Source organism: Segetibacter sp. 3557_3 (assembly GCF_004354985.1).
In the GTDB taxonomy this organism is placed as follows: Bacteria; Bacteroidota; Bacteroidia; order Chitinophagales; family Chitinophagaceae; genus Segetibacter.
Map to the genome: position 1 here is coordinate 150,179 of NZ_SMSK01000008.1, position 23,150 is coordinate 173,328.

At 45.4% G+C, this 23,150-nt stretch carries 17 protein-coding genes; 14 read left to right on the forward strand and 3 right to left on the reverse strand.

What is annotated here, in order from left to right; translation table 11 throughout:
• Nucleotides 1–90 precede the first annotated feature (90 nt).
• From EXU57_RS13970 to EXU57_RS14005, 8 genes are all read left to right on the forward strand, one after another.
• Nucleotides 91–3,117, forward strand: coding sequence for an amidohydrolase family protein (locus EXU57_RS13970; protein ID WP_133268836.1), 3,027 nt, complete (start codon nt 91–93; stop codon nt 3,115–3,117).
• A gap of 72 nt (nt 3,118–3,189) precedes the next feature.
• Entirely contained in the window at nt 3,190–4,503 is a 1,314-nt protein-coding gene (locus tag EXU57_RS13975) for an amidohydrolase family protein (protein ID WP_133268837.1), read from the forward strand.
• 358 nt (nt 4,504–4,861) lie between these two features.
• Nucleotides 4,862–7,714, forward strand: coding sequence for a DNA polymerase I (gene polA / locus EXU57_RS13980; protein WP_133268838.1), 2,853 nt, complete (start codon nt 4,862–4,864; stop codon nt 7,712–7,714).
• 30 nt (nt 7,715–7,744) lie between these two features.
• On the forward strand, nt 7,745–8,416 hold the full coding sequence (locus EXU57_RS13985) for a uracil-DNA glycosylase family protein (protein WP_133268839.1): 672 nt from the start codon (nt 7,745–7,747) through the stop codon (nt 8,414–8,416).
• Between the two features lie 67 nt (nt 8,417–8,483).
• On the forward strand, nt 8,484–9,140 hold the full coding sequence (locus EXU57_RS13990) for a DsbA family protein (RefSeq protein ID WP_133268840.1): 657 nt from the start codon (nt 8,484–8,486) through the stop codon (nt 9,138–9,140).
• Between the two features lie 245 nt (nt 9,141–9,385).
• Complete coding sequence (locus EXU57_RS13995; RefSeq protein WP_133268841.1) at nt 9,386–9,775, forward strand: group III truncated hemoglobin; 390 nt, start codon at nt 9,386–9,388, stop codon at nt 9,773–9,775.
• Nucleotides 9,776–9,969: 194 nt separating this feature from the next.
• Nucleotides 9,970–11,436, forward strand: coding sequence for a hypothetical protein (locus tag EXU57_RS14000; RefSeq protein ID WP_133268842.1), 1,467 nt, complete (start codon nt 9,970–9,972; stop codon nt 11,434–11,436).
• A 1-nt stretch (nt 11,437) separates the two neighbouring features.
• Nucleotides 11,438–11,638 (forward strand): hypothetical protein, encoded by a 201-nt coding sequence (locus EXU57_RS14005; RefSeq protein ID WP_133268843.1) that lies wholly within the window; start codon nt 11,438–11,440, stop codon nt 11,636–11,638.
• Between the two features lie 251 nt (nt 11,639–11,889).
• On the opposite strand, the gene EXU57_RS14010 is transcribed toward EXU57_RS14005, so the two are convergent.
• Nucleotides 11,890–12,858, reverse strand: coding sequence for a c-type cytochrome (locus EXU57_RS14010; protein WP_133268844.1), 969 nt, complete (start codon nt 12,856–12,858; stop codon nt 11,890–11,892).
• Nucleotides 12,859–13,011: 153 nt separating this feature from the next.
• On the opposite strand from EXU57_RS14010, the gene EXU57_RS14015 reads away from it, so the two are divergent.
• From EXU57_RS14015 to EXU57_RS14035, 5 genes are all read left to right on the forward strand, one after another.
• The gene (locus tag EXU57_RS14015; RefSeq protein WP_133268845.1) at nt 13,012–13,755 is read left to right on the forward strand and encodes a ParA family protein; all 744 of its coding nucleotides are present in this window, start codon (nt 13,012–13,014) and stop codon (nt 13,753–13,755) included.
• Nucleotides 13,756–13,767: 12 nt separating this feature from the next.
• Complete coding sequence (locus EXU57_RS14020) at nt 13,768–14,298, forward strand: ABC transporter permease (protein WP_133268846.1); 531 nt, start codon at nt 13,768–13,770, stop codon at nt 14,296–14,298.
• A 13-nt stretch (nt 14,299–14,311) separates the two neighbouring features.
• Nucleotides 14,312–15,043, forward strand: coding sequence for an esterase family protein (locus EXU57_RS14025; RefSeq protein WP_133268847.1), 732 nt, complete (start codon nt 14,312–14,314; stop codon nt 15,041–15,043).
• A gap of 661 nt (nt 15,044–15,704) precedes the next feature.
• Complete coding sequence (locus tag EXU57_RS14030) at nt 15,705–17,957, forward strand: helix-turn-helix domain-containing protein (protein ID WP_133268848.1); 2,253 nt, start codon at nt 15,705–15,707, stop codon at nt 17,955–17,957.
• Between the two features lie 63 nt (nt 17,958–18,020).
• Nucleotides 18,021–18,866: an AraC family transcriptional regulator gene (locus tag EXU57_RS14035; protein ID WP_133268849.1), complete on the forward strand. Its 846-nt coding sequence runs from the start codon at nt 18,021–18,023 to the stop codon at nt 18,864–18,866.
• Nucleotides 18,867–19,059: 193 nt separating this feature from the next.
• Here EXU57_RS14035 and EXU57_RS14040 read toward each other — a convergent pair whose 3' ends face one another.
• Together EXU57_RS14040 and EXU57_RS14045 are read right to left on the reverse strand one after the other, a co-directional pair.
• Complete coding sequence (locus EXU57_RS14040; protein WP_133268850.1) at nt 19,060–21,510, reverse strand: outer membrane beta-barrel protein; 2,451 nt, start codon at nt 21,508–21,510, stop codon at nt 19,060–19,062.
• A gap of 560 nt (nt 21,511–22,070) precedes the next feature.
• Nucleotides 22,071–22,571, reverse strand: a complete 501-nt coding sequence (locus tag EXU57_RS14045) for a regulatory protein RecX (protein ID WP_133268851.1) — start codon at nt 22,569–22,571, stop codon at nt 22,071–22,073.
• A 100-nt stretch (nt 22,572–22,671) separates the two neighbouring features.
• Here EXU57_RS14045 and EXU57_RS14050 point away from each other — a divergent pair, with 100 nt between their 5' ends.
• The gene (locus tag EXU57_RS14050; protein ID WP_133268852.1) at nt 22,672–23,094 is read left to right on the forward strand and encodes a response regulator; all 423 of its coding nucleotides are present in this window, start codon (nt 22,672–22,674) and stop codon (nt 23,092–23,094) included.
• The last annotated feature ends 56 nt before the right edge of the window (nt 23,095–23,150 follow it).

The window sequence follows — 23,150 nt, forward strand, 5'->3', positions numbered from 1 at the left end:
AGGTGCCGTGCACCGGCGATCGGCAAGCGATGGCGTTTTTCAGTAGCTTTAGCCTTCTTTGTTTCAATTAATCAAAAACTTTTATAGCAAATGAAAAAACTCCTATGGTTAATGGGTGGGCTTTGGCTTGCACAATGCACAACGGCACAGGAAACTTTTCCGGTGAATGGTGTGGCAGATAAGAGAGCAGGTTGCTTTGCCTTTACCCATGCAACTATCGTGAAGGATGCACAAACCACTTTAAAGGACGCCACCCTGGTGATTCGTGATGGCAGGATCGTTTCGGCAGGGGGCAATTCAAATATTCCCGCAGATGCGGTTATCATCGATTGTAAGGACAAGTACATCTATCCTTCGTTTATAGATATCTACAGCGACTATGGGACCCCGGCTTCCGCAGTTGGAGCGCGTGGTTTTGGAGGGGGAACACAGGCGCAGCTTACCAGTAGTACAAAAGGTGCTTATGGCTGGAACCAGGCAATTAAAAGTGAAACGGATGCATACAAACTGTTTACGGCAGATGATTCGAAAGCAAAGGGCTTGCGCGAAAGCGGTTTTGGCGCTGTACTCACCCACGTAAAGGACGGAATTGCACGCGGAACAGGAACTTTCGTTTCGCTGGGAAACGAAAAAGAAAATCTCCTGGTAATCAAGGATAAAGCATCGGCTCACTACGCCCTAAGCAAAGGAAGCTCAACGCAGAGTTATCCTAACTCGATGATGGGTATTATTGCGCTATTGCGCCAAACCTTTCTGGATGCACAATGGTACAAGACCCGACCTGCAAAGGAGGGCCTGAACCTGAGTCTTCAGTCCTGGAACGAAAACCAGGCACTTCCACAGATCATTGATGCGGGTGATAAGTGGAACGACCTTCGAGCGGACCGTATTGGCGACGAATTTGGGGTACAATACATTATTAAAGGTGGTGGCAACGAATATCAGCGGATCAAAGAAATTGCAGGTACGAGGGCTACTTATATCCTGGGCCTGAATTTTCCGCAAACCCAGGACGTCGAGGATCCTAATGACGCCCGGTTTGTGTCACTAACCGACCTGAAACACTGGGAACTCGCCCCCACGAACCCATCGGTAATGGAAAAAGCGAACATTCCTTTTTGCCTTACCACTGCTGAGCTGCGCGACGTAAAACAATTTATGACCAACCTGCGAACGGCGTTGAATTACGGCTTGACGGAAACTGCGGCTATAAATGCGCTGACGAAGACACCCGCAACCGTGCTAGGCTTATACGACCAGGTTGGTAGCCTGGATGCAGGTAAATGGGCTAACTTTCTGATTACATCGGGCAACGTTTTTAATGAACGGACCACCATTTTTCAGAACTGGGTGCAGGGTAATAAGTTTAGCATAAAAGACGATACCTGGAAAGACCTCAGGGGTACTTACAAGCTGGTTTTAAACACCAGTTCAGGACCGGTAAATTATACCCTGGATTTCAAAAGCAATACGGCAGCGAGCCTTATTGGCAAGGATACCGTTACCTCGAAGTTTTATTATGACGGCAGGCAGGTTCGCATTAACGTAGCACCTGAGCGAAGAGGTGGCGAAAACCTGCGACTGAGTGGGATTGTAAACAACAACGCCTGGACAGGTTATGGCGAAGACAGTTCGGGAAACCGCTTTTCATGGACAGCAACCTACGATCAGCCCAGCGTTCAAAAAGCCGACAGTGCGCGCAAACGTCCACTTGAGCCGCTTGGAAAAGTTACTTACCCATTTGAGCCCTTCGGCTGGGACGAAACACAGGCGCCAAAACAAGAAACGCTATTATTTAAAAACGCAACGGTATGGACCAGTGAAAAAGAAGGTGTGCTGCAAAACACGGATGTACTGGTGCGCAATGGAAAGATAGCGTCCGTCGGCAAAAACCTGTCAGCAACGGGGGCCCGGGTAATTGATGGCACCGGCAAACACCTTACAGCGGGCGTAATCGACGAACATTCGCACATTGCTGCCGGTTCTATTAACGAGGGCGGGCAAAGCATAACCTCCGAAGTGCGGATCGGTGATAACCTCAATCCGGACGACATCAATATTTACCGCCAGTTAAGTGGTGGGGTTACCACTTCGCATATTCTTCATGGCTCGGCAAATACGATCGGCGGTCAAACACAGTTGATTAAACTACGCTGGGGCGCAAACGATGAAGACCTCAAGTTTAAAGGAGCTGACCCTTTTATAAAGTTTGCACTTGGCGAAAACGTTAAGCGCTCGCCCTCTGCGATTGGAAACAATTCGAACAACAACCGCTTTCCGGATACGCGTATGGGGGTAGAGGAAGTGCTGGTGGATGCGTTTACCCGTGCCCATGATTATGAAAATGCGATGAAAGCAAGCGGGAAAAAGGGCAGTGTTCGAAGGGACCTTGAGCTGGATGCATTGGTGGAGATCCTAAACGAAAAGAGGTTTATCACTTGTCACTCTTATATACAAAGCGAAATCACGGCTGCAATGCGGGTAGCCGAAAAAATGGGATATAAGTACAACACCTTTACCCATATTCTTGAAGGTTACAAGGTTGCCGACAAAATGAAGCAACATGGCGCCGCAGCTTCCACCTTTTCGGACTGGTGGTATTACAAAATGGAAGTTGTAGACGCTATTCCGTACAATGCATGGTTGATGCAACAGCAGGGAATGAACGTGGCGATTAATTCGGATGATGCTGAAATGGCAAGACGCCTGAACCAGGAAGCGGCTAAAAGTATCAAGTACGGCGGCATGAGCGAGGAGAACGCATTGAAGATGGTTACCATCAATCCTGCTAAGATGATGCACATTGACAGCAAAGTTGGCAGTATTAAAACGGGGAAAGATGCCGACCTGGTTTTGTGGAGCGATAACCCGCTGAGCATATATGCAAAGTCGCTTTACACGGTAGTAGACGGAACCGTTTACTTTGATCGTGAAAAGGACATCCAGCTTCGAAAGCAGGTGGCTGCAGAACGCTTACGCATTATCCGCCGGATGATTGGCGACAAACGAACAGGCGCCCCCGTGCAGCCTGCACAACCCAGCTACCAGGTTGTACAAACCTGCGACGATCATTACCATAGCCATGGCTTGCTAAGCATTCAAAGCGGCGACAATTAGTATACAATAATATGATGACCCGTTAAATCGTAAAGCAGTGCTTTCCGACTGACCGGCTAAAACAATAAGAAAATGAAAAAAACAAAACTCCTTATAGCGCTTATGCTCCAGGGCATTGGGATGTATGCACAGGAGACGGTGTATCCGGCTTCTACCCAAACTGCGGCGATAGCCATTACAAACGCAACCGTTCATGTAGGTAATGGCCAGGTGCTCAATAACAGCACAGTGGTATTTCTAAACGGAAAAATTACTGCAGTAGGAACAACTGTAGCAACACCAGCCGGCGCAAAGGTGATTAATGGGCAGGGTCGACATGTTTACCCCGGCCTTATTTTGTCGGCAACTAATCTCGGCCTGGTTGAAGTGCCCAGTGTGCGTGCAACAAATGACCTCACCGAAATTGGTGAACTCAATCCATCCATACGGTCGATCGTTGCTTACAACACCGACTCTAAGGTCATCAATACACTTCGGGCAAACGGAATATTGTTCGCCAATGTATGCCCCGAGGGAGGACTGATCAGCGGTTCTTCCACAGTTGTACAGCTGGATGCCTGGAACTGGGAAGATGCGGCTTACCGTATGGACCAGGGCATCCATTTTAATATGCCATCGCTTATTCCACGGCCGCGCGGCTTTGGTGCTCAAAGTAATTCGCAGCAACCTCAGATTGACCCCGTGAAGCGCGGGCTTGAACAGGTAGATGAAATCAAACAATTTTTGATGCAGGCGAAAACTTACAACAACCTGAAAAGCCACAGTGAGGTAAACCTCAAGCTCGCTGCTGTAAAAGGCTTGTTCAACAAAACCCAAAAGTTGTATGTGCACGCCAATACAGTGAAACAAATGTTGGTTGCGCTTGATTTTGTAAAAGACCTGGGTGTTGATATGGTGATTGTTGGTGGGAGTGACAGCTGGCAAATTGCTGACTTGCTGAAGCAAAATAATGTTGCTGTCATCCTTAGTCAACCGCATAACCTGCCTATCCTCGACGACGATGATATTGACCAGCCCTATAAAACCCCGGCCTTACTGCAGAAAGCGGGAGTGTTGTTCAGCATCACCGACGATGATGGTCAAACCCGCGGACGAAACCTTGCATTTAATGCGGGAACGGCAGCCACTTATGGTTTAACCAAAGAAGAAGCATTGCAGGCGATAACCCTAAACGCCGCAAAAATTCTTGGTGTTGCAGATAAAACGGGCAGTATCGAAGTAGGCAAAGATGCGAACCTTGTAATTTCAACCGGCGATATCCTCGATATGCGGAGCAGCATGGTTACCGATGCATTTATCCAGGGCAGGACAATTAACCTCGACAATAAACAAAAACAGTTGTACGAGCGGTATAAACAAAAGTACGGGTTTACCGATGGCAATTAATTTTTTGGGACGAGCAATGGTTCGCTGATGATTCATCGTTGCTACGCTCAGTTTATCGGCAATGCATTGTTGAACGATGAACGCTCAAAGATAGAGCAAGGCACTGCAACACAACGGTATGTTGAATGTTAAGATTGGTAGTAGAATGGCATGTAAGGCTCTATAAAAACAATTTTGATTTGACACATTATGTAATAGGTTATTGAAGCCTTGCAGCAATGCGGGGCTTTTTTATTGTTGCTTGCAGGGTTTGTCAACGCGTGATGAGATAGGAGGGTCTTAAGGGCCGCTATTCCAAACAAGCACATGTTAGTGTCGCATTTACAATTTTGCATTTTGCATTTCCTACCTTCGTGATATGGCAAAAAAGCTTTTTCTTCTTGATGCAATGGCGCTGATTTACCGGGCATATTATGCGCTGATTCGTAATCCCAGGCTCACCAGTAAGGGCCGTAATACCAATGCGCAGTTTGGCTTTACCAGCACGCTGATGGACCTGATCAATAAGGAAAAGCCTACCCACCTTGCAGTGTGCTTCGACACATTTGCGCCAACAGAAAGACATACTGACTTTGTTGAATACAAAGCCAATCGGCAGGAGGCCCCGGAAGACCTGCTTGGCTCTTTGCCTGATATCAAAAGGATCATCCGGGCTTTTAATATTCCCGTTGTTGAAGTTGACGGTTTTGAAGCAGACGATGTTATCGGGACTGTTGCCTGGCAGGCAGCAGATGCAGGCTACGACGTATACATGGTTACACCAGATAAAGACTATGGACAGTTGTTGATCCACAAAGGTGTGTACATATATAAACCCGGCTACCAGGGTGGCGACATGGAAATCCTTGATGCTCAAAAAATATGCGATAAGTGGTGCATCTCCAGGGTAGAGCAGGTTGTGGATATGCTTGGGCTCATGGGCGATGCGGTAGATAATATCCCGGGTATTGCGGGGATTGGCGAAAAAACCGCCTGTAAACTGCTAAAGGAATATGATACCCTTGAGAACGTACTTGCAAATGCCGATAGCATAAAGGGTGCACTTGGCGAAAAGATTCGCAACGGTAAGGAAGCGGCAATCATGAGCAAGAAGCTCGCGAAAATTATTACCGATGTACCCGTAAACTTTCACGAAGAAGACTACCGCTTAAAGGAATGGAACCGTCCTGAACTGGAAGATGTTTTTACTGAACTAGAATTCAGGGCACTTGGAAAAAGGATATTGGGCGAAGGTTATAACCCTTATGAAAAAACGGTTAAAGTGGTGTCTACAGGCGACCAGATGGACCTGTTTACTGCCGACGAACTCGTAACAACCGCCGAAGAGGGTACGATTGTGCCGATCGGGTCAGACGAAGCTTCCGAAGAACTTCCGTTGGGTTTAATTGCAGACAAAAACATCAATAACACCCCGCATAATTATACGTTGGTGGATAGCGAAGAGCAGATCAGGGCGCTGGTTGAGGAACTGATGCCGCTGCGCGAAATCAGTTTCGATACTGAAACCACCGGCACATATGCCCACGATGTAGAGCTTGTTGGACTAAGCTTTTCGTACAAGAAAGGGGAAGGTTATTATGTGCCTTGTCCGAAAGATCGCGAAGGGGTTAAAACTACCCTGAAGTTTTTTCAGCCACTCTTTGATGACGAAAACAAGCTTTGGATTGGCCAAAACATCAAGTACGATTTGATTGTGATCAAATGGTACGGGGTAGTTTTAAAAGGTAATCTCTTTGATACCATGCTGGCGCATTACCTGATCGAACCCGAGGGGCGCCGTAACATGGATTTGTTGAGCGCACAGTTCCTGCAATACGAACCCATACACATAGAAGAACTTATTGGTAAAAAGGGGAAAAATCAATTGACAATGCGCGACGTTGAGGTCGCCAAAACAAAAGAGTATGCAGTGGAAGATGCTGACATTACCCTGCAGTTGAAAGAGGCATTCGTACCGCTCATTAAGAAAAGATCTGTTGATAAAGTTTTTGACGATGTAGAAACCCCTCTTGTAAAAGTGCTGCTCGATATGGAGTACGAAGGAGTACGGATTGATATGAATTTTCTCTCCGATTACTCAAAACAACTGGATGAAGAAGCACGTGCCGCCGAGCAACGGGTTTTTGATTGCTGCGGTTTAAAGTTTAACCTGGGTTCGCCAAAACAGCTGGGTGAAGTGCTGTTTGAACACATGAAGCTTGACCCTAAAGCAAAAAAAACAAAAAGCGGCCAGTATGCTACCGGCGAAGACGTGCTGAACAAACTTGCAAGCCAGCATAAAATCGTAGAAGACATCATCAATTACCGCGAGACGGTAAAACTGAAGAATACTTATGTAGACGCACTGCCCACCATGATCAATCGCAAAACCGGTAGGGTGCATACCTGTTACAACCAGGCGGTAGCGGTTACCGGTCGTTTAAGCAGTAACAATCCTAACCTGCAAAACATTCCGGTACGTACCGAACGCGGACGGGAGATCCGGAAAGCCTTTATACCAAGGGATGAGTCGCACCTGTTGGTAAGTGCGGATTACTCCCAGATTGAACTCCGGATTGTAGCGGCAATAAGCGGGGATCCAAATATGTGCGATGCATTCAAACAAGGAAAAGATATTCATACCGCAACTGCTGCAAAAGTATACGGCATCGAAGAAGCAGACGTAACCAAGGAAATGCGTTACAAAGCTAAAAGTGTAAACTTTGGAATCATCTACGGACAGGGTGCCTTCGGACTATCTGAAAATCTGAAGATCAGTCGGAGTGAGGCGCGGGAAATTATAGAAAACTATAAAAAGCAGTTTCCAAATATTCAGCAGTACATGGATGCACAGATGAAGTTTGCACAACAAAATGGTTATGTGCAAACCTTATTGGGCAGAAAGCGCTGGTTGAAGGACATCAACAGCAACAACTTTACGGTACGGGGTTATGCTGAGCGTAACGCGATTAATATGCCCATACAGGGTACCGCCGCAGACATGATCAAACTGGCAATGATCAAAATAGATGCGGAGTTTAAACTGCGGAATTTTAAATCTAAGATGATCCTGCAGGTACACGACGAACTTGTATTCGACGCCTACATGGACGAAGTAGAAACCATTAAGCCGATTATAATCGATTGTATGCAATCCGCGCTTGCGCTACCAAATGGTGTTCCCGCGAGCGCAGAAATCGGGTCGGGAGTTAACTGGCTTGAAGCACACTAATTAAATGAAAGCAGGCTCAACACTTCAGGCATGTTAGCAGACCGTATACTTGGCTTTCTACAAAATATCCGGCTCAATTTTGAACTGCCGCCCGATGTACAGGTATTGTACCCGTTTGCTGATGCTTATGCAATGGAAACGTGTACCCGCTTTTACCAGAAGTTCTATGCCGATGATCAACCCCGGTATTGCATCATCGGGATCAACCCGGGACGGTTTGGGGGAGGGGTTACGGGGGTTCCCTTTACCGACCCAATTCGATTAGCACATGAATGTGGTATTCCAAATGAGTGGCCACCCCGGCAGGAGCTGTCATCGGTTTTTGTGTATGATCTGGTGCAAGCATTTGGCGGGGTAGAGGCCTTTTACAAAAAGTTCTATATTACCGCGATCAGTCCCCTCGGCTTTACCGCCAGCGGCAAAAACCTGAATTATTACGACAACAGACTTTTACTGCAAAACATAAAGCCCTTCTCGGTTGCCTGCTTTCGCGAGCAGCTTTCGTGGGGCCTCCACGCTTCTGTGGCTTTCTGCCTCGGTGAAGGAACAAATTTCAAATATCTCTCTAAGCTAAACAATGAATATCGGCTCTTCGACAAGATCATTGCTCTCCCGCATCCCCGGTTTATCATGCAGTACCGCCTGAAACAAAAAGAACAATATATCGTAAAGTACCTTGAAGCTTTTCAGCAAATTGAATAACTGCAAAGCACCCACAGCAAGGGCAAAATACCCCCGTTAATTATAGGCTTGCACTTACCTTTGCCGCATGAAACCGATACTCGTTTATTGCTACGATGCATACTGTGGCTGGTGTTATGGATTTAGTGAGGTAATCAAAAGCATCGACAAGGAATATAAGGAGGTCATGGATATAGATGTATTATCGGGGGGAATGATATTACCAGAAAAGCCCGTACACATCAGCGCAACAGCAGGATACATTCAAAAGGCCCATAAAACGGTAGAAGACCTAACCGGTACACGCTTTGGCCAGGATTACCTCTGGCACATCTTTAACCCCGAGGAAAGCGACTGGTACCCGAATTCAGAAAAGCCAGCAATTGCACTGTGTATTTTCAAAGATTATTACCCGGAGCGGGTTGTTGAATTTGCAGCCGATCTGCAGTATGCCTTACATTATGAGGGCCGCGACCTGACCGACAATGAAGCATACCGCCACCTGGTTGAAAAATACAGTATACATCCTGATGCTTTTTACGAAAAACTGGAAAGCGAAGAATACAAGGAGATGGCACATTATGAATTTTCTTTGGTAAGGCAGCTCCAGGTTACCGGTTACCCGGCTGTGCTCATACAAACGGGAGAGTTAAAGTTTTTTGTTGTTGCAAAAGGCTATACCGATTATGAAACCTTAAAGGAGCGCATCGATGAAGTACTTGCCGGTGCAAACCAGGAAACTTAAAGAATTTAGGCTTTGTACCCGGTCACCGAAGCGTTTACATTCGGGTCTGCGGGGCTATAAATCACTATGATACCCCATTGCAAAACAATGCCATCATCAGCTCGTTTTTCTTCCATGAACGGGGGATGAAAACAATAGGAGATTCATCTCATATTTCGGGGTGTCCGAAAACAATACAGGAACTTCTAACTGTCCCCTGAATGGCGGAAAGGTGTAGATTATGATGTATATTTGAATGCTGAAGTATGGCTGATATCGAAACCCGTGAAGACCTCGCTGCATTAGTAGAGTGCTTTTATAAAAAGCTGCTTTCCGACCACTCCATAAGCTACCTGTTTACCGATGTTGCACGTATCAACTTGCCTGAACACCTTCCGGTATTGGTGGATTTCTGGGATATGATCTTGTTCCAGGCTGATACCTACCGTAAAAACGTAATGCAGTTGCACCTTGCATTGCACGCGCAGTCGCCACTATCCGACCATCATTTCGAAACCTGGTTATCTTACTTCAAACAAACGGTTGATGAGCTGTTTGCCGGTGACAAGGCTGAACTTGCTAAACAACGTGCCCTTAGTATCGCTACTATGATGAAAATCAAAATGGCGCAACAAACATCAACCGGTACGGCTTAAATAAACTGCTTACTACGCAATCATCCCAAACCTCTGCTGCTCACATTTGCAATACACCCGGGAATGCGTTCCGGCACATAAAACAAATTATCGAATAAAGCAGCTTTGTGCTGGTTTAGCGGGGTTCGCCACAAAGGTGTTTTGCTCCTGAACCGAAGTACAAGGCTATATTAATCAGTGCTCAACCGACGAAAATGAACTTCGAGATTATTGATATAAAAGACCTTTCCACGCACCTGGGGGGAATGCTTGAAAGTGCCTTTGAATTCGACAGTGCGGAACTGGCAGATTCAATTAAAAAGCTGGATACTTTTATTCAAAAGTTCAGGCCTGACCTTGTGGTAGGTGTCGAGTCTTTTTACATCGACAAACTTTACCGTGACGCCTATTACCATTACTACAGTTCTAAACTAAAAGAGTACAAGCGAAACTGCATCCGGGTTTCTTTTTTCAGCACTGCAATAAGCCTTTCTGATTTTTACTCGGTACAAGGGGCTCAGAAGCTGCAGGAACACTTTATGGGTTTTATTATCATCCGGCCAACTTCGCCAAACATTATCGGCAGAAACGTGCTTCGTCCCGACATCTTCGTAAAGAACACGATATACCATACCTCGTTTGCAAGATTTGGTGCGGCAGTAAATGGTATTAAACTGGAAGTTGAAGGGTTCCCGCATTCTTCGCAGGATGCTGAGTTTATGGTATGTGCAGAAACAACGATCTGGTCGTTGATGGAATATTTCTCCAACCGGTACGCAGAGTACAAGCCGGTACTGCCAAAAACTATTCACAATGTGCTTTCGCAGCTGAGCATGCAACGCCAGGTGCCTTCGGCAGGGTTAACCGGCTTGCAGATTTCGTATGCACTAAAAGAATTTGGGTTCGGGGTAAAGCTCTATACCGCTAACAGTTACCCCGGGGTAGAACTCTACCGGATGATCCAGATGTATGTTGAGTCGGGTATTCCTACAATCGTTGCCATTACCAATCAAAATGGTATCGGCCATGTAATGAATATCGTTGGTCGCACCGACCTGAAAATTGGTGGAACTTTTCAATATACCCCAATCGAAGTTTTTTCGAATGGCTCAGAACTTTACGACTACTATGAGCAACCGGCAAACTACCTGGTTGTGGATGATAACATGGCCCCTTATGGAGTGATACCACTAAGTGATCCGGCCTGCAACTATACCAACCCTATCTGGCAGAATTGCACGATCGCTGCTGCAATCGTGCCCTTATATTTCCGGATTTATATGGAGGCAGATCGTGCACGAAATGTTGCCATTCAGCTCCTGAAATCACATGATCAGCGGGCACATCTCCCGTCATTGGTTCTTAGGGTACTGCTAAGTTCAAGCCGTACATTCAAACATACGGTGTCGTTAAACGAAGAACTTGATCTTGTAGTTAAAACCCTTATCATAAATATTAAGATGCCTAAGTTCGTTTGGATTGCAGAGGTAGGTCCGCCAGACCTGATGGCTGATGAAAAAGCAACCGGGCTAATATTGATGGATGCAACTGAACCAAAAAAACCAGCGATACTGGCATATTTGTTGGAAAATAGTTATATTGGACCAGCGAACGGCAGTTCTGGCCAATATTCTATACCTTTGTCGCCGTTTAGCATTCACAAAAATCTTAAACCGTTTTGATATGGCCGGCACACCAAACACTAGCTCTTCCCAGGTTCTGCAAAAGCTGTTAAATCAAAAAGAAAACGGGAACGTTAAGCCAGAAATGCTGCACAAGATCAACAACGAAGTAGAACGTAAAATGGAACAGTTCGACCTTCAAAAGAAAGAAAGAATTGCTAAGGCTGTCCAGGATCTCAGCATGCTTGTGATCAACGCCTGATCTCCGAAGTTACCTTTAGCGCTCTCCGAAACTACTGCCCCAGTTACCCCATTACACGTATACAATTAGTCGGGCGAGACTATTTAAACATACCCTCTTTTAATCCTTTACCATCAGCGACTCATTCTGATTCGCAGTATCAACATCAATAGAAAAAGCTGCCAGTTAATGACAGCTTTTTTTGTTCAAGAGTTTTAAAACAACCTCAGTTGGCCCGCTTGTTACTTTAGTCAATGCTGTTTTACGATCTCTTATATCTTGTTTTCTATCAGTACCGGACCCGTATTTTTTTTCACTGGTTTTACGGTTTGAAGGAACTTATAAATTGCTTTCAGATCATTATCCTGCATACGGCTAAAAGGACCCCAGGCCATTACACTGTGTTCATTTAATTTGCCCATCCGAAACCGGTTGAGAAATTGTTCTTGTGTCCATCCACTCATTCTACCCGTTTCCGGATCAGGCGTTATATTGGGAGTTACCAGTGAGTAATGCAAAGGGTCCTTTACACTCTCTATAACCAATCCCCCGGCAAAGGGCTCGCCGGTAAATTCTCCCGTTTTAAGATCGCGGTTGGTATGGCAACCTTTGCAATTTGCAATATTGTTCGCGAGGTACTCACCATAAGCCGCTGTAGTATCCGGCTTAACCGATTTTAATGGGGTAGCAGTTGGCGCTACCGGCTTAATCAGGAAAGCATTTACAACATATCCCAAAGCGTTCAGCTTCTTTTCCGGAACAACATTCTTTTCAGCTGGTGCAGACCGGATATAAGAGATTATGGCCGTAAGGTCCTCATCACTTAAGTTCTGAAAAGGCATTAAAGGAAACAATGCTTTATTATGCCTGTCAACCCCATAGCGAAGTGCCCGGGCCAGCTCAGCATCGGAGAGTTTGCCAATTCCCGTTTCCGCATCAGGAGTAATGTTTGGCGCATACAATTCGCCCGGCGGAAATTTAAATACCCTGCCGCCGCTTAAAGACACATCCTGTCCTGCTGCTACAAGTGCTTGTTTGTTCTCCGGGGCATGACAGTCGGCACAATGCGCCGGACCAAGTGCAAGGTATTTTCCGCGGGCAATCACCACTGGGTCTTTACTGGCCTTTATATCCGGGTAAGGGGCCTCATAGGTTTTGAATTGTAGCGCGAATGTTATTCCCGAAATCAGTATAAGAATACCGGCAATCAGAATACCTGTCCATTTAAAGAACTTCTTCATAAGGTTTGTTTTGGTGCATAAAAGTAACAGGCGTTCAGCTCAACCACAGCCACATGAACATGTGTTTTTTGCTCTATATGATTGATATAACTTGCACTCACTGAATTGTATGGCAACGACAGTCCTTTGTAAAACTTTTGTATTTTTATTTCTATGACAGTATTAGCGATTTATAATTTGAAAGGAGGAGTCGGAAAAACAGCGGCCGCCGTCAACTTAGCCTACATTTCTGCAGCAGAAGGTAATAGAACTCTCCTCTGGGATTTGGACCCCCAGGGAGCCGCAGGATTTTACTTCCAGGTAGAAACCGGCGGCAAAAACGAAGCGCGAAAAGTGCTTAGCAACGAAGTCGAACTGAGTAATGTTATCCAGGAATCGGGTTACGAAAACCTTGATGTAATTCCCTCAGATTTGTCAGCACGCAACGGCGACGTCGTTATTGCAGAATTAAAGCAGGGAAAGCGAAGAATTAAAAGTGCTTTAGGCGGAATAAAAAACAAATACGATGTCGTAATTCTTGACTGTCCGCCCGGTTTATCTGTATTGCACGACAACATTTTTGCAGCAGCCGACTGGGTGCTGATGCCAAACATTCCTACTACGCTTTCCGTGCGCAGCTTCGAAACCACTATCGAACACTTTCGTGAAAACGGTTTGCCCGAAGAAAAGGTAAAAGCCTTTTTTAACATGGTTGATCACCGCAAAAACCTGCACCACGAAATTGTTAACCAATTTCACCGTAATAAATCCTTTTTTAAAAACTACATTCCTTACCTCAGCGATGTTGAAAAAATGGGACAGCAGCTCGCTCCTGTTGAAACTTATGCACCCAGTAGTTATGCCGCACAGAGTTTCAGGGATCTTTGGAAGGAGGTAAGGAAGGTGTCCCTCTCCTAAACCCCTAAAAAAATGAAAAAATGTTTTCTGTTGCTTTTAATTGCAGCAGGCCCGTTATTCTCCTTTGCACAGTCGGCTAATACTGTTGCAGAAGATAAACCATTTGTTACCGAAGGCGTAGAATATGGCTACAGCATCCGTAACGTAAGTACCCGCGAAGTAAGCAATAAAGACTTCAGTCGCTACGAGGTTAGCCTTTATGCGACAAACAAAAGCGAGTGTAGCCGGATCATTTTATTTAGCCAGAGCCTTGGTCGCGACGAAGGCGATATGAACAAACTCGTGCAGTTTGATTGCCTGAATGCAACAGGGGCGCGGCTTACATCCAAAACAGGCAGCGTAACTGCAAAGCCCATGTACGTAACTGCACGGGTAAGTACACGCGACAATGCAGGTAAAAACATAACAGAAAGTCAGAAGGTACAAATAGGTTATTACCTCGGAGTTGGTGAAACTGTTACAGAGAATGTTATCTTCATTGTGCCCCTGAATGAAAAGCCTGACCTTAGGGTACGAATTGTAAACAGGGCCACAACGTTATAACCAAAACGCATTAATGAATAGAAATCTTACGTCATGGTACAGCCCTGCAGTAAACAGGGATATGCCAATTGCATCTTATGGCCATTACGGCTTTGCACTATTGCTTATCCCAACAGCTGCTGCAGACTATCTCGAGTATGAGCGGTTTCAATTATTGGATGCGCTCGCCCCGTTTATCGATGGGGGTAAAATGCGGGTGTTTAGTATTGAAAGCATGAACAAAGAAAGTTGGATGAATCATGCGATGGTACCGGAACACAAAGCCATCCGGCATAACCAGTTTAATGAATATGTTTTTAACGAGGTAGTGCCCTTTATCCGCAACGCTACGAGCAACGAAACCATGATCTATACCTGTGGAGCTTCTTTTGGAGCCCTGCACGCGATGAACCTGTTTCTGAAAAGGCCCGACCTGCTGAATGGTGCTATAAGCATGAGTGGTGTTTACGACCTTACCGAATACACCCGTGGATTTTGGGACCAGCAGGTTTACTACAACAGCCCGATGCACTATGTACCAAATCTTACCGATCAATGGTACCTTGATAAAATCAAGGCAAGCCATCACATTCACATCTATACGGGAAGTGGTGCTTATGAAGACCCTGACTCTTCACGCCGCTTTTCGAAGCTTTTGTATGATAAAGGCATCTGGAACGACCTGGATGTATGGGGAAACGACATTATACACGATTGGCCAACCTGGCGGAAGATGTTACCGCATATCATCGGAACAAAGTTTTAAATGCTACCATAATGAAACCGGGATAACTATTCCGGTTTTTCTTTTTGTACCCGGCAATTGATTCGTTCACGAGTCATTTGAACAATATGCATTCCTTGAAGGCTGCCTCGTTATAGTATTCAAAAAGCAATTATGCTACCCTAATGTACAAAAAAAAGTTGCCATGTTTTTGCTGTTGAACGGAGCGTCGCAAGCAAAGCCTCATCAAAGTATCTGCTGCCGGTACCAAAAAAACGCGCGTTCTTCCACATCGTTGCCCGCCCGCTCCGCAGTCGGACCGGCGACGCACACCTTTACCACAAACCCCTATTCAGCAAAAAGCGTCCTTAATAACCACTTGTGAATGCCCGTTCAAACAGTTATATTGTTTTAAAGCCGAACGGAAGTTGGGTTAAGGTAAGGTTTACCAGCTGTGTTGGTGGGCTGCGTTAAAACAGACCTGGTCAATGCTAATGTGGTAAACAGTTATGCGGTAAGGTAAACACCGTTGTCTAAGGGTATGATAGTCGTGGTAGTAGAAGACCCGGCTTTCGAAACGGCAACTAAGTGATTTTGAAATGAGCCATGATATAGCATAACGTTCACGTGTTTCAGGCTGTCCGGTAAATTGAACCCACACTCTTCAGCTTAAATTTGTGCAGCAACTATTTAAACAACGATTTTGCAACCAGATCCACACAATACCATTTTTCAGAAAGCTGTTGCCTTTGTTAACCAAACCGGAAAGCACCTTTTCCTTACGGGCAAAGCAGGCACCGGAAAAACAACCTTTTTGAAATATATACAGGAAAACACCTTTAAAAAAATGGCCATCGTTGCCCCAACCGGGGTTGCTGCTATAAACGCAGGAGGTGTTACCATTCATTCTTTTTTCCAATTGCCATTTGGCGCTTTCCTTCCAAAAGGCGGCAGACTTACACCCTCTGGAAGCGAGGTTCATACCCCTTCAAGCCTATTGTCGGGTTTGCGATTGAACAATACCAGGTTGGAAGTCATTCGGGAACTTCAGCTATTGGTGATCGACGAAATATCAATGGTTAGGGCTGATGTGCTGGATGCGATTGATACGGTGTTAAGACATGTGCGGCGACAACCACTGTTGCCATTTGGCGGAGTGCAAATGTTATACATTGGCGATTTGTTTCAGTTACCGCCCGTGGCTAAAAACCAGGAATGGGATGTTTTAAAAGAGCATTATAAAAGTCCTTTTTTCTTCGACGCACAGGTGATGGAACACGCCTTTCCCCTCTACCTTGAGCTACGTAAAATTTATCGGCAGAAAGACCAGGTATTCATAGCACTTTTAAATAACATCAGGAATAACACCTGCACACCCGAAGATCTTGAATTGCTGCACCGGTACTACAAACCCGGCTTTGTACCTAAGGCTTCTGAAAACTATATCACGCTTACATCGCACAACGCTAAAGCAGATGCGATCAACCGGCAGGAGCTTGAAAAGCTTCCGGCAAAGTCAGTATTCTTTGAAGCAAACGTAGATAAGGACTTTTATGAATCATCGTATCCTGTAAATAAAACCCTTGAGCTCAGAACAGGTGCCCAAATCATGTTTATAAAAAATGATAAGGGTGAGCAGCGTCGCTTTTATAATGGAAAAATTGGTACGATATCAAGGCTGGCAAACGGAAAGATCTTTGTACGTTTCCCGGGAGAACCAGAAGAACTTGAAGTTGAACAGGAGACCTGGAAAAACATTCGTTACAACTATAATTCTGAAGACGACAAGCTGGAAGAAGAAGAGCTGGGTAGCTTTACCCAGTTCCCCATTAGGTTGGCCTGGGCGATAACCATTCACAAAAGCCAGGGGCTTACGTTTGAAAGGGCAGTCATCGATGCGGGTGACTCATTTGCACCCGGCCAGGTTTATGTTTCATTAAGCCGGCTGGTGAGCCTCGATGGTCTCGTGCTACTAAGTCGTATTCCTGCTTCAAGTATTAGTACCGACCAACGCGTAGTCGACTTCTCTAGAAAGGAAAGAACGGAGGAGCAGTTACAAGAACTGCTTGAAGCAGAGCAAAAACGATTTGTTCGTCAGTCGCTTGCAAATAGCTTCGACTGGCAAAAGCCGTTACAGGCAGTCCGGGCTCATGATGAACATTATGTACACCGGCAGATACCCGACAAGGTGAAGCATGCCATGTGGAGTAAGGGACTACTGACTACCTTAACCGAATTACAGGAAGTCGCCGGAAAGTTTACCCGCCAACTAGAACAGCTTTTTGTTGGCTGCGAAGCAGATGGGTACCAGCAACTTTATAGCCGTGTACAATCGGCGGCTACATACTTTACAAAATCAATCAATGAGGTTGTTATTGCGTCGCTCGAAAACCACGTGAAAGAATTAAAAGGGCAGCCGAAGGTTAAAAAGTATTTGGGTGAGGTAAAAGGTTTGATCGTGCACTTCGAACGCAAAAAGGCAGAACTGGACCAGGCAGTAAAACTTGCTGAAGCTTTACGTCAATCTTTAGAGACGACCGTTTTGCTTGAACTGGTGCAACAACAGCCTAAGCAGATTGCGGAATCGATACAGCCTGCAATTGGGCAAAAAGGAAAGCTGGTCAAAGGTGAAACCAGAAACATAACATTGCAGATGTTCAGGGCTGGTCGTACAATCGGGGAAATAGCGACCGAACGGAACTTTGCCGCCAGTACCATTGAAGGCCACCTTGCAACATTTATACTCACCGGCGAGGTGAAGGTTACGGAACTCGTGAATGAGAAAGAACTGCAGGAAATAACAGCAGTTATCGCCGAAGCTGAAGGGTTAAGTCCAACAGATATAAAACAGCGGGTTAGGGATGACATTTCGTATGCAGCCATTAAAGCAGTTATCAATCACCTTGTGTGGCAGGAGGTTAGTGAGCAAGGGATCACCGCTAATCAAGCCAGGTAGGTCTTTACGCTGCTTTTTTATTGAAAGAATGCGGTTTCCCAAACACTAATAAGACATGATGAGATGGAGCACCTTGAGTTTATTGATAAGGATCACTTTGAATTGAACTATCACCGCAAGTGGGCAACAGGGAACCTAAGCAGGTATATTGATTTCTGCTGGGAAACCGATTTTGAAACTTTGCTTAACCAGCATGCGGGTTTTTCAGATGTATTGTTTCCCAACATTGGCTATACCTACCTCATCAACCTGGGTAGCCCTTTTGTGATGCAACTAGGAAGCAACAAGTTCGAAGTAAAATCTGAAGGTTTTCTTCCGCGACACGCTTACATCACCTGCCATCATACAATAGGCAACAGGTTATTCGGTATAAAGTTTAAGGTATGTCCTATTGTCTTCGAAAAGGATGTTGACTTTTCAGAATACCGCGAGAACATCTATCCACTTGCTTACCTAATCGACCGTAATGTCGTGCAATTGGTTAAGAAAGCCTCGAGCTTCAACCAAAGGGTGCGGATTATCTTTGATCACTATGAAAGTTTGTTGGACCGGTATGAAGGCGGGCTGAATTACGTACAGGTTGTGACTGCGATTTTACAGGAGTGCATCCAAAGCAACAGGTATAATATCTCGATTGAAGATGCTGCAATCGCAAACAAAATAAGTGTCAGAACCCTGCAGCGATACTTTAGGGCAACTACCAGTTTCAGCAGCAAACAAGCCTTGCAAACCATTCGCATCCGGCAAGCCGTAATTAAACTTACATCATCGCCGGAGTTGTTCCGTATAACTGATTTTGGCTATTACGATTACAGCCATTTCTACAAACACCTGCTACAGTTTACCGGTGAACGTTACATAGGCCTGTTTAGTCCGCGCGCGATACGAGCAAACCAAAAACTGCTGTAGCTTGTACACAAGACAGCAGGTGCTCCCCGGAGGCGTGCAGACATCTTCCAGCTTGACAATTGGCTCAGACCCGCATCCAGGTGTTTATGTAGGCTTATTAGGTACAACGCTGTTCCGAAAGGTTTACGCTGTCCCTTTGCTTTCTCGCGCAACGCGTTGAGCATAACATTATTGAACCGGTGTCGCAGGTGATCTAGTTACCACCGGCACGACGCCGCTCTTCTTCAGAAGCTGTTGTACGCCTTCGGGCGGCGGCAACTTTGTTGTTGCCAAAGCGGTAGGTAAAGCTGAGGTTTGCTACCCGGGTCTCACGGTACGCCCGCCAGTTTTCAATATAGTTGGTATAGGTTATTGTTGCCCTCGGAAGGTTGGTCCAAAAGATGTCTGTTATGTTTAAACGCAGTGTTCCATTTTTACCTAAGGTTTTCTGAACACCAGCCGAGACCCCATATTGTGGCCTGAAGATCATATACCCACTACGTACCCGGCTGTTGTAAGAAAGGTTGAGTTCGGTCGTCCAGCCTTTTCCAACCACAAACGTATTGTTTGCCGTAATATTTGCCGCAGGTGTTCCATTGTTTAGTGGGGTATTCGCGAGGTTGCCCTTAAAATTGTTGTAGAAGAGATTGGCATTTGTGAGCAAGTTCCACCACTTGCTAAACCTTACCGGTGCCGAGATGGTGAGCCCGTAATAATCAAACGACTCAAGATTAACCGGTACCTGCACCGTTACATTTGTATCGGTTAAGGGGATCAGTGGAAACACATCTTTAAAAGGCACTATTACAATATTCTGGTTGTCCCTGGTATGACTGTATCCAAGCGTGAAGTTCAGTTGTTTTAATGTATAGCTCATTTCATATGACCAGGTGAGCTGCGGCAACAAACCAGGCTTTCCGGTACTATAGGTGCTTACATCAATCAGGAAGAGGAAAGGATTGAGTTGTGCATATCCCGGCCGGTCGATACGCCGGCTTATTGATAAGCCAAGTGTTTTGTCTAGGCTAAGCTTGTAGTTCAGGAATGCGCTTGGAAATAACTGAAAGTAGGCCGAGTCATATGCCGTGTTGCCCTTTTCCTGCAAAGTGTTGATGTTTGTTGCTTCGCCACGCAAACCCAGCTGCAGGCTGAATTTTTTATAATCTTTACTGTAGTTTATATAAGCCGCATTGTTGTTTTCATTGTATTTGAAACGGTTTGTTTTAGTGGTATCAACCTGTGAAATGGAAGTACTAATGTCGAAAAACCTGGCGTCGTTATCAGACGATACAAAACTGGTTTTAATACCTGCCTCGATTTTTGCGCCCGTTGCTAATGGATTTACATAATCGGCTTTTGCTGTTTTTATCGTTAGCCTGCCATCCTGGTCGCCTTGCAGGATGTAAGTGGGTTTCTGTGGTGTTCCATCAAGAAAGAAATACCGTGTTGTTGTTCCAGCTCTTGAGCGTGATGTAAATACACCATAGTCTGCGTCGGCAGTAAGCTCTTTGCCGGTAGTGTCGAATGTATGCCGGAAGTTGATGTTGACCAATGTATTCCCAAATCGATTGTTGTTAAGCAGACCCGTTGTAAAAGTGTTTGCCGCTTGCTTTGTATTATCGACAACAATCGAGTTGTTGTTGTTGGTTGTTTTCGAATTGTTATAGGTGCCGCTTACTACGAAACCCACGATGGTGTTTTTATTTGGCGAAAAATCGGCGCCCATTCGCGCAACACTCGTATGCGTAGGAATTCGCGTGAAATTGTCCTTTTCATCACCGCCAACAAATTGCCCGTTACGGAAAAAGTTTCTTTCGAGCAGCAGGTGATTCAAGCCTTTGCGATAACTGTAATTATAACTCCCCAAAACGTTTACCTTTTTATTCCGGTAATTTAAGCTAACACCTGAGTTAGCCTTTGGGTACACGCCTTGTCCGTACCCGGCGGTCAAGGTGCCATTGGTTCCCAGCCGCTGATCTTTTTTCAAACGAATATCGATGATCCCGGCATTGCCCGCGGCATCGTATTTCGAAGAAGGGTTTGTAATAATGTCAATTCGTTCAATGGCGTTTGAAGGCAAAACACGCAGGTAGCCTGCGAGATCCGCGCCGGTCATTGGCGTTACCTTGCCATCAACCATAACGATAACACCCGATTTACCCCGAAGACTAATATTGTCATTTTGGTCGACTGTTACGCCGGGCGATCTCTCCAAAACTTCGAGCGCTGTGCTTCCGGCATTCACGATACTGTTTTCCACATTAACCACGATGCGATCGGTTAGCTTTTGAATAAACGGTTTTTTTGCTGTTACCGTAACCTCATCCAGGTTTTTAATATCAAGCTCATTCAGTATTACGTTAATTGAGACGGCACTTTGATTTACTTTAAAAGCTTTTGACTGATATGCCCGGTATTGAACCATCGTGGCCTTTATATAATATTCGCCAACAGCAATGTTTTCGAAACGCGCTATACCCGACTGATCTGATATTTCGGTTTTTATTGGAAGCGAGTCCTTACCGGAAAACAGTATGATGGTCGCACCTTCAAGTGCTTTACCCGGCACATTCGAAACAGTGATGCTAACCATGGTACCGGCCGACCCCTGTGAAAATAACGGTGCGGTAATAAACAGGCAGAAAAGGAAAAAACAGCTGCGCATAGGAAAGTCTTTTGTCAAATTTCCTTAGCTGCTATAGGTTAGCAGTTGCGCTTATGACCAGCTGTTGCGGGAGTTTAATGAGCGGGTAGAACCGTCGATGAGCGCAGAATAAGTTGTCGTATTTTTACATGTTTGATGGAGGGTAGGTAGGAGGGGCCATTGCCGGCGAAGCAACCATTTACAATGGCGTCAATATGGTCGGGTACCATACAGATCCCTTTACGAAAGGGCAATCTTCGCGTCTTATATATCATCACTTCGACCCGTCTCATTTAACATTCAACATAAAACATCACGTCTCATATCTCATCACTCATATCTCATCACTTCGACCCGTCTCATACAACATTCAACATTTAACATCCAACATAATTCTTCATCTCATCACTTCGACCCGTCTCATACAACCTTCAACATATAACATCCAACATAAATCTTCACGTCTCATATCTCATCACTCATATCTCATCACTTCGACCACTCATACAACATTCAACATTTAACATCCAACATAATCCTTCATCTCATCACTCAGATCCGTCTCATCCAACATTCAACATTTAACATCCAACATGATCGCCTGCTTCACCGCTACCAAGCCCCTTAATCGCTTCAGCAATCAACAACGGCTCATAACCTTTTTGCAACAGGTAAGCCTGTATTTTCCGGTTTCTGCTGATAACCGGCTCATTGGTCAACTGCGCGGCTTTTGCACGCACATACTTGTGCAGTGTTGCAGTATAATCCTCCGAATCAATCGCTGCGAGTGCATGGCTGATGCAATATGCACTAACCCCTTTTTGCCGCAGCTCGTACCTGATCTTAATTTTTCCCCAGCCTTTTACCCGGAACTTACCACCAGCGAACTGGGTAGCAAAGCGTTCTTCGTTAAGATAGTTCTCCTCGATTAGTGCAGTAAGCACCTGCTCCACATCAGTCTTCCGCAGTCCGAAGGCATACAACTTATCACGTACTTCGCGGTGCGAACGCTCCTGGTAAGCACAAAAGCTTTTTGCTTTCTGCAACGCCGCTTCAGGGGTTATCGATTTGTTATTGAACATGCTATTTGCTTACCCATTTGGTAAATACCCGTAAAAAATTGTTTTGTTGCGCTAAACTTAATTAATTTGTAGCAACCCATCCAATAGTATAAAAAACTGAATGAACAAGAAAGGACTCAATATCTGTTTGGTTGATGATGATCGCATTTACCAGTTTACCGCCCGTAAGATTATCGAAACAATTGAAGAAGTTGATGGCGTAAAGGTGTTTTCGAATGGCGAAGAAGCCATCAGCTACCTGCAACAAAACTCCTACAAAACAGAAGACCTGCCAGACGTTATTTTTCTCGACATCAATATGCCCGTTATGGACGGCTGGGGATTCCTGGAAGCCTTTAGCGACTTATACAAAAAGCTGGGTAAGCTTGTCACCGTGTTTATGGTAAGTTCGTCGGTCGACGAGTCCGACATCAGGCGTTCAAAAGAGTTCGGCATGGTTAGCCGGTACGTTAACAAACCCGTGAGCCGCGAGAAATTTGAAGACCTTTTAAAGACGATTACAGACACACACAAGCAGCAATAACAGGCTCAAAAACCTTCACTTTCCCCATCCCCCGGCATTTGCACACATCTTTGTGC

Bases quoted from the DNA above. Each gene is read 5' to 3' on its own strand.
- EXU57_RS14025 (WP_133268847.1), top strand. From the start codon at position 14,312: ATGAATAGAAATCTTACGTCATGGTACAGCCCTGCAGTAAACAGGGAT.
- EXU57_RS13990 (WP_133268840.1), top strand. From the start codon at position 8,484: ATGAAACCGATACTCGTTTATTGCTACGATGCATACTGTGGCTGGTGT.
- EXU57_RS14015 (WP_133268845.1), top strand. From the start codon at position 13,012: ATGACAGTATTAGCGATTTATAATTTGAAAGGAGGAGTCGGAAAAACA.
- EXU57_RS14000 (WP_133268842.1), top strand. From the start codon at position 9,970: ATGAACTTCGAGATTATTGATATAAAAGACCTTTCCACGCACCTGGGG.
- EXU57_RS14035 (WP_133268849.1), top strand. From the start codon at position 18,021: ATGGAGCACCTTGAGTTTATTGATAAGGATCACTTTGAATTGAACTAT.
- EXU57_RS13970 (WP_133268836.1), top strand. From the start codon at position 91: ATGAAAAAACTCCTATGGTTAATGGGTGGGCTTTGGCTTGCACAATGC.
- polA (WP_133268838.1), top strand. From the start codon at position 4,862: ATGGCAAAAAAGCTTTTTCTTCTTGATGCAATGGCGCTGATTTACCGG.
- EXU57_RS13985 (WP_133268839.1), top strand. From the start codon at position 7,745: ATGTTAGCAGACCGTATACTTGGCTTTCTACAAAATATCCGGCTCAAT.
- EXU57_RS14050 (WP_133268852.1), top strand. From the start codon at position 22,672: ATGAACAAGAAAGGACTCAATATCTGTTTGGTTGATGATGATCGCATT.
- EXU57_RS14040 (WP_133268850.1), bottom strand. From the start codon at position 21,510: ATGCGCAGCTGTTTTTTCCTTTTCTGCCTGTTTATTACCGCACCGTTA.
- EXU57_RS14045 (WP_133268851.1), bottom strand. From the start codon at position 22,571: ATGTTCAATAACAAATCGATAACCCCTGAAGCGGCGTTGCAGAAAGCA.
- EXU57_RS14020 (WP_133268846.1), top strand. From the start codon at position 13,768: ATGAAAAAATGTTTTCTGTTGCTTTTAATTGCAGCAGGCCCGTTATTC.
- EXU57_RS13975 (WP_133268837.1), top strand. From the start codon at position 3,190: ATGAAAAAAACAAAACTCCTTATAGCGCTTATGCTCCAGGGCATTGGG.
- EXU57_RS14010 (WP_133268844.1), bottom strand. From the start codon at position 12,858: ATGAAGAAGTTCTTTAAATGGACAGGTATTCTGATTGCCGGTATTCTT.
- EXU57_RS14005 (WP_133268843.1), top strand. From the start codon at position 11,438: ATGGCCGGCACACCAAACACTAGCTCTTCCCAGGTTCTGCAAAAGCTG.
- EXU57_RS13995 (WP_133268841.1), top strand. From the start codon at position 9,386: ATGGCTGATATCGAAACCCGTGAAGACCTCGCTGCATTAGTAGAGTGC.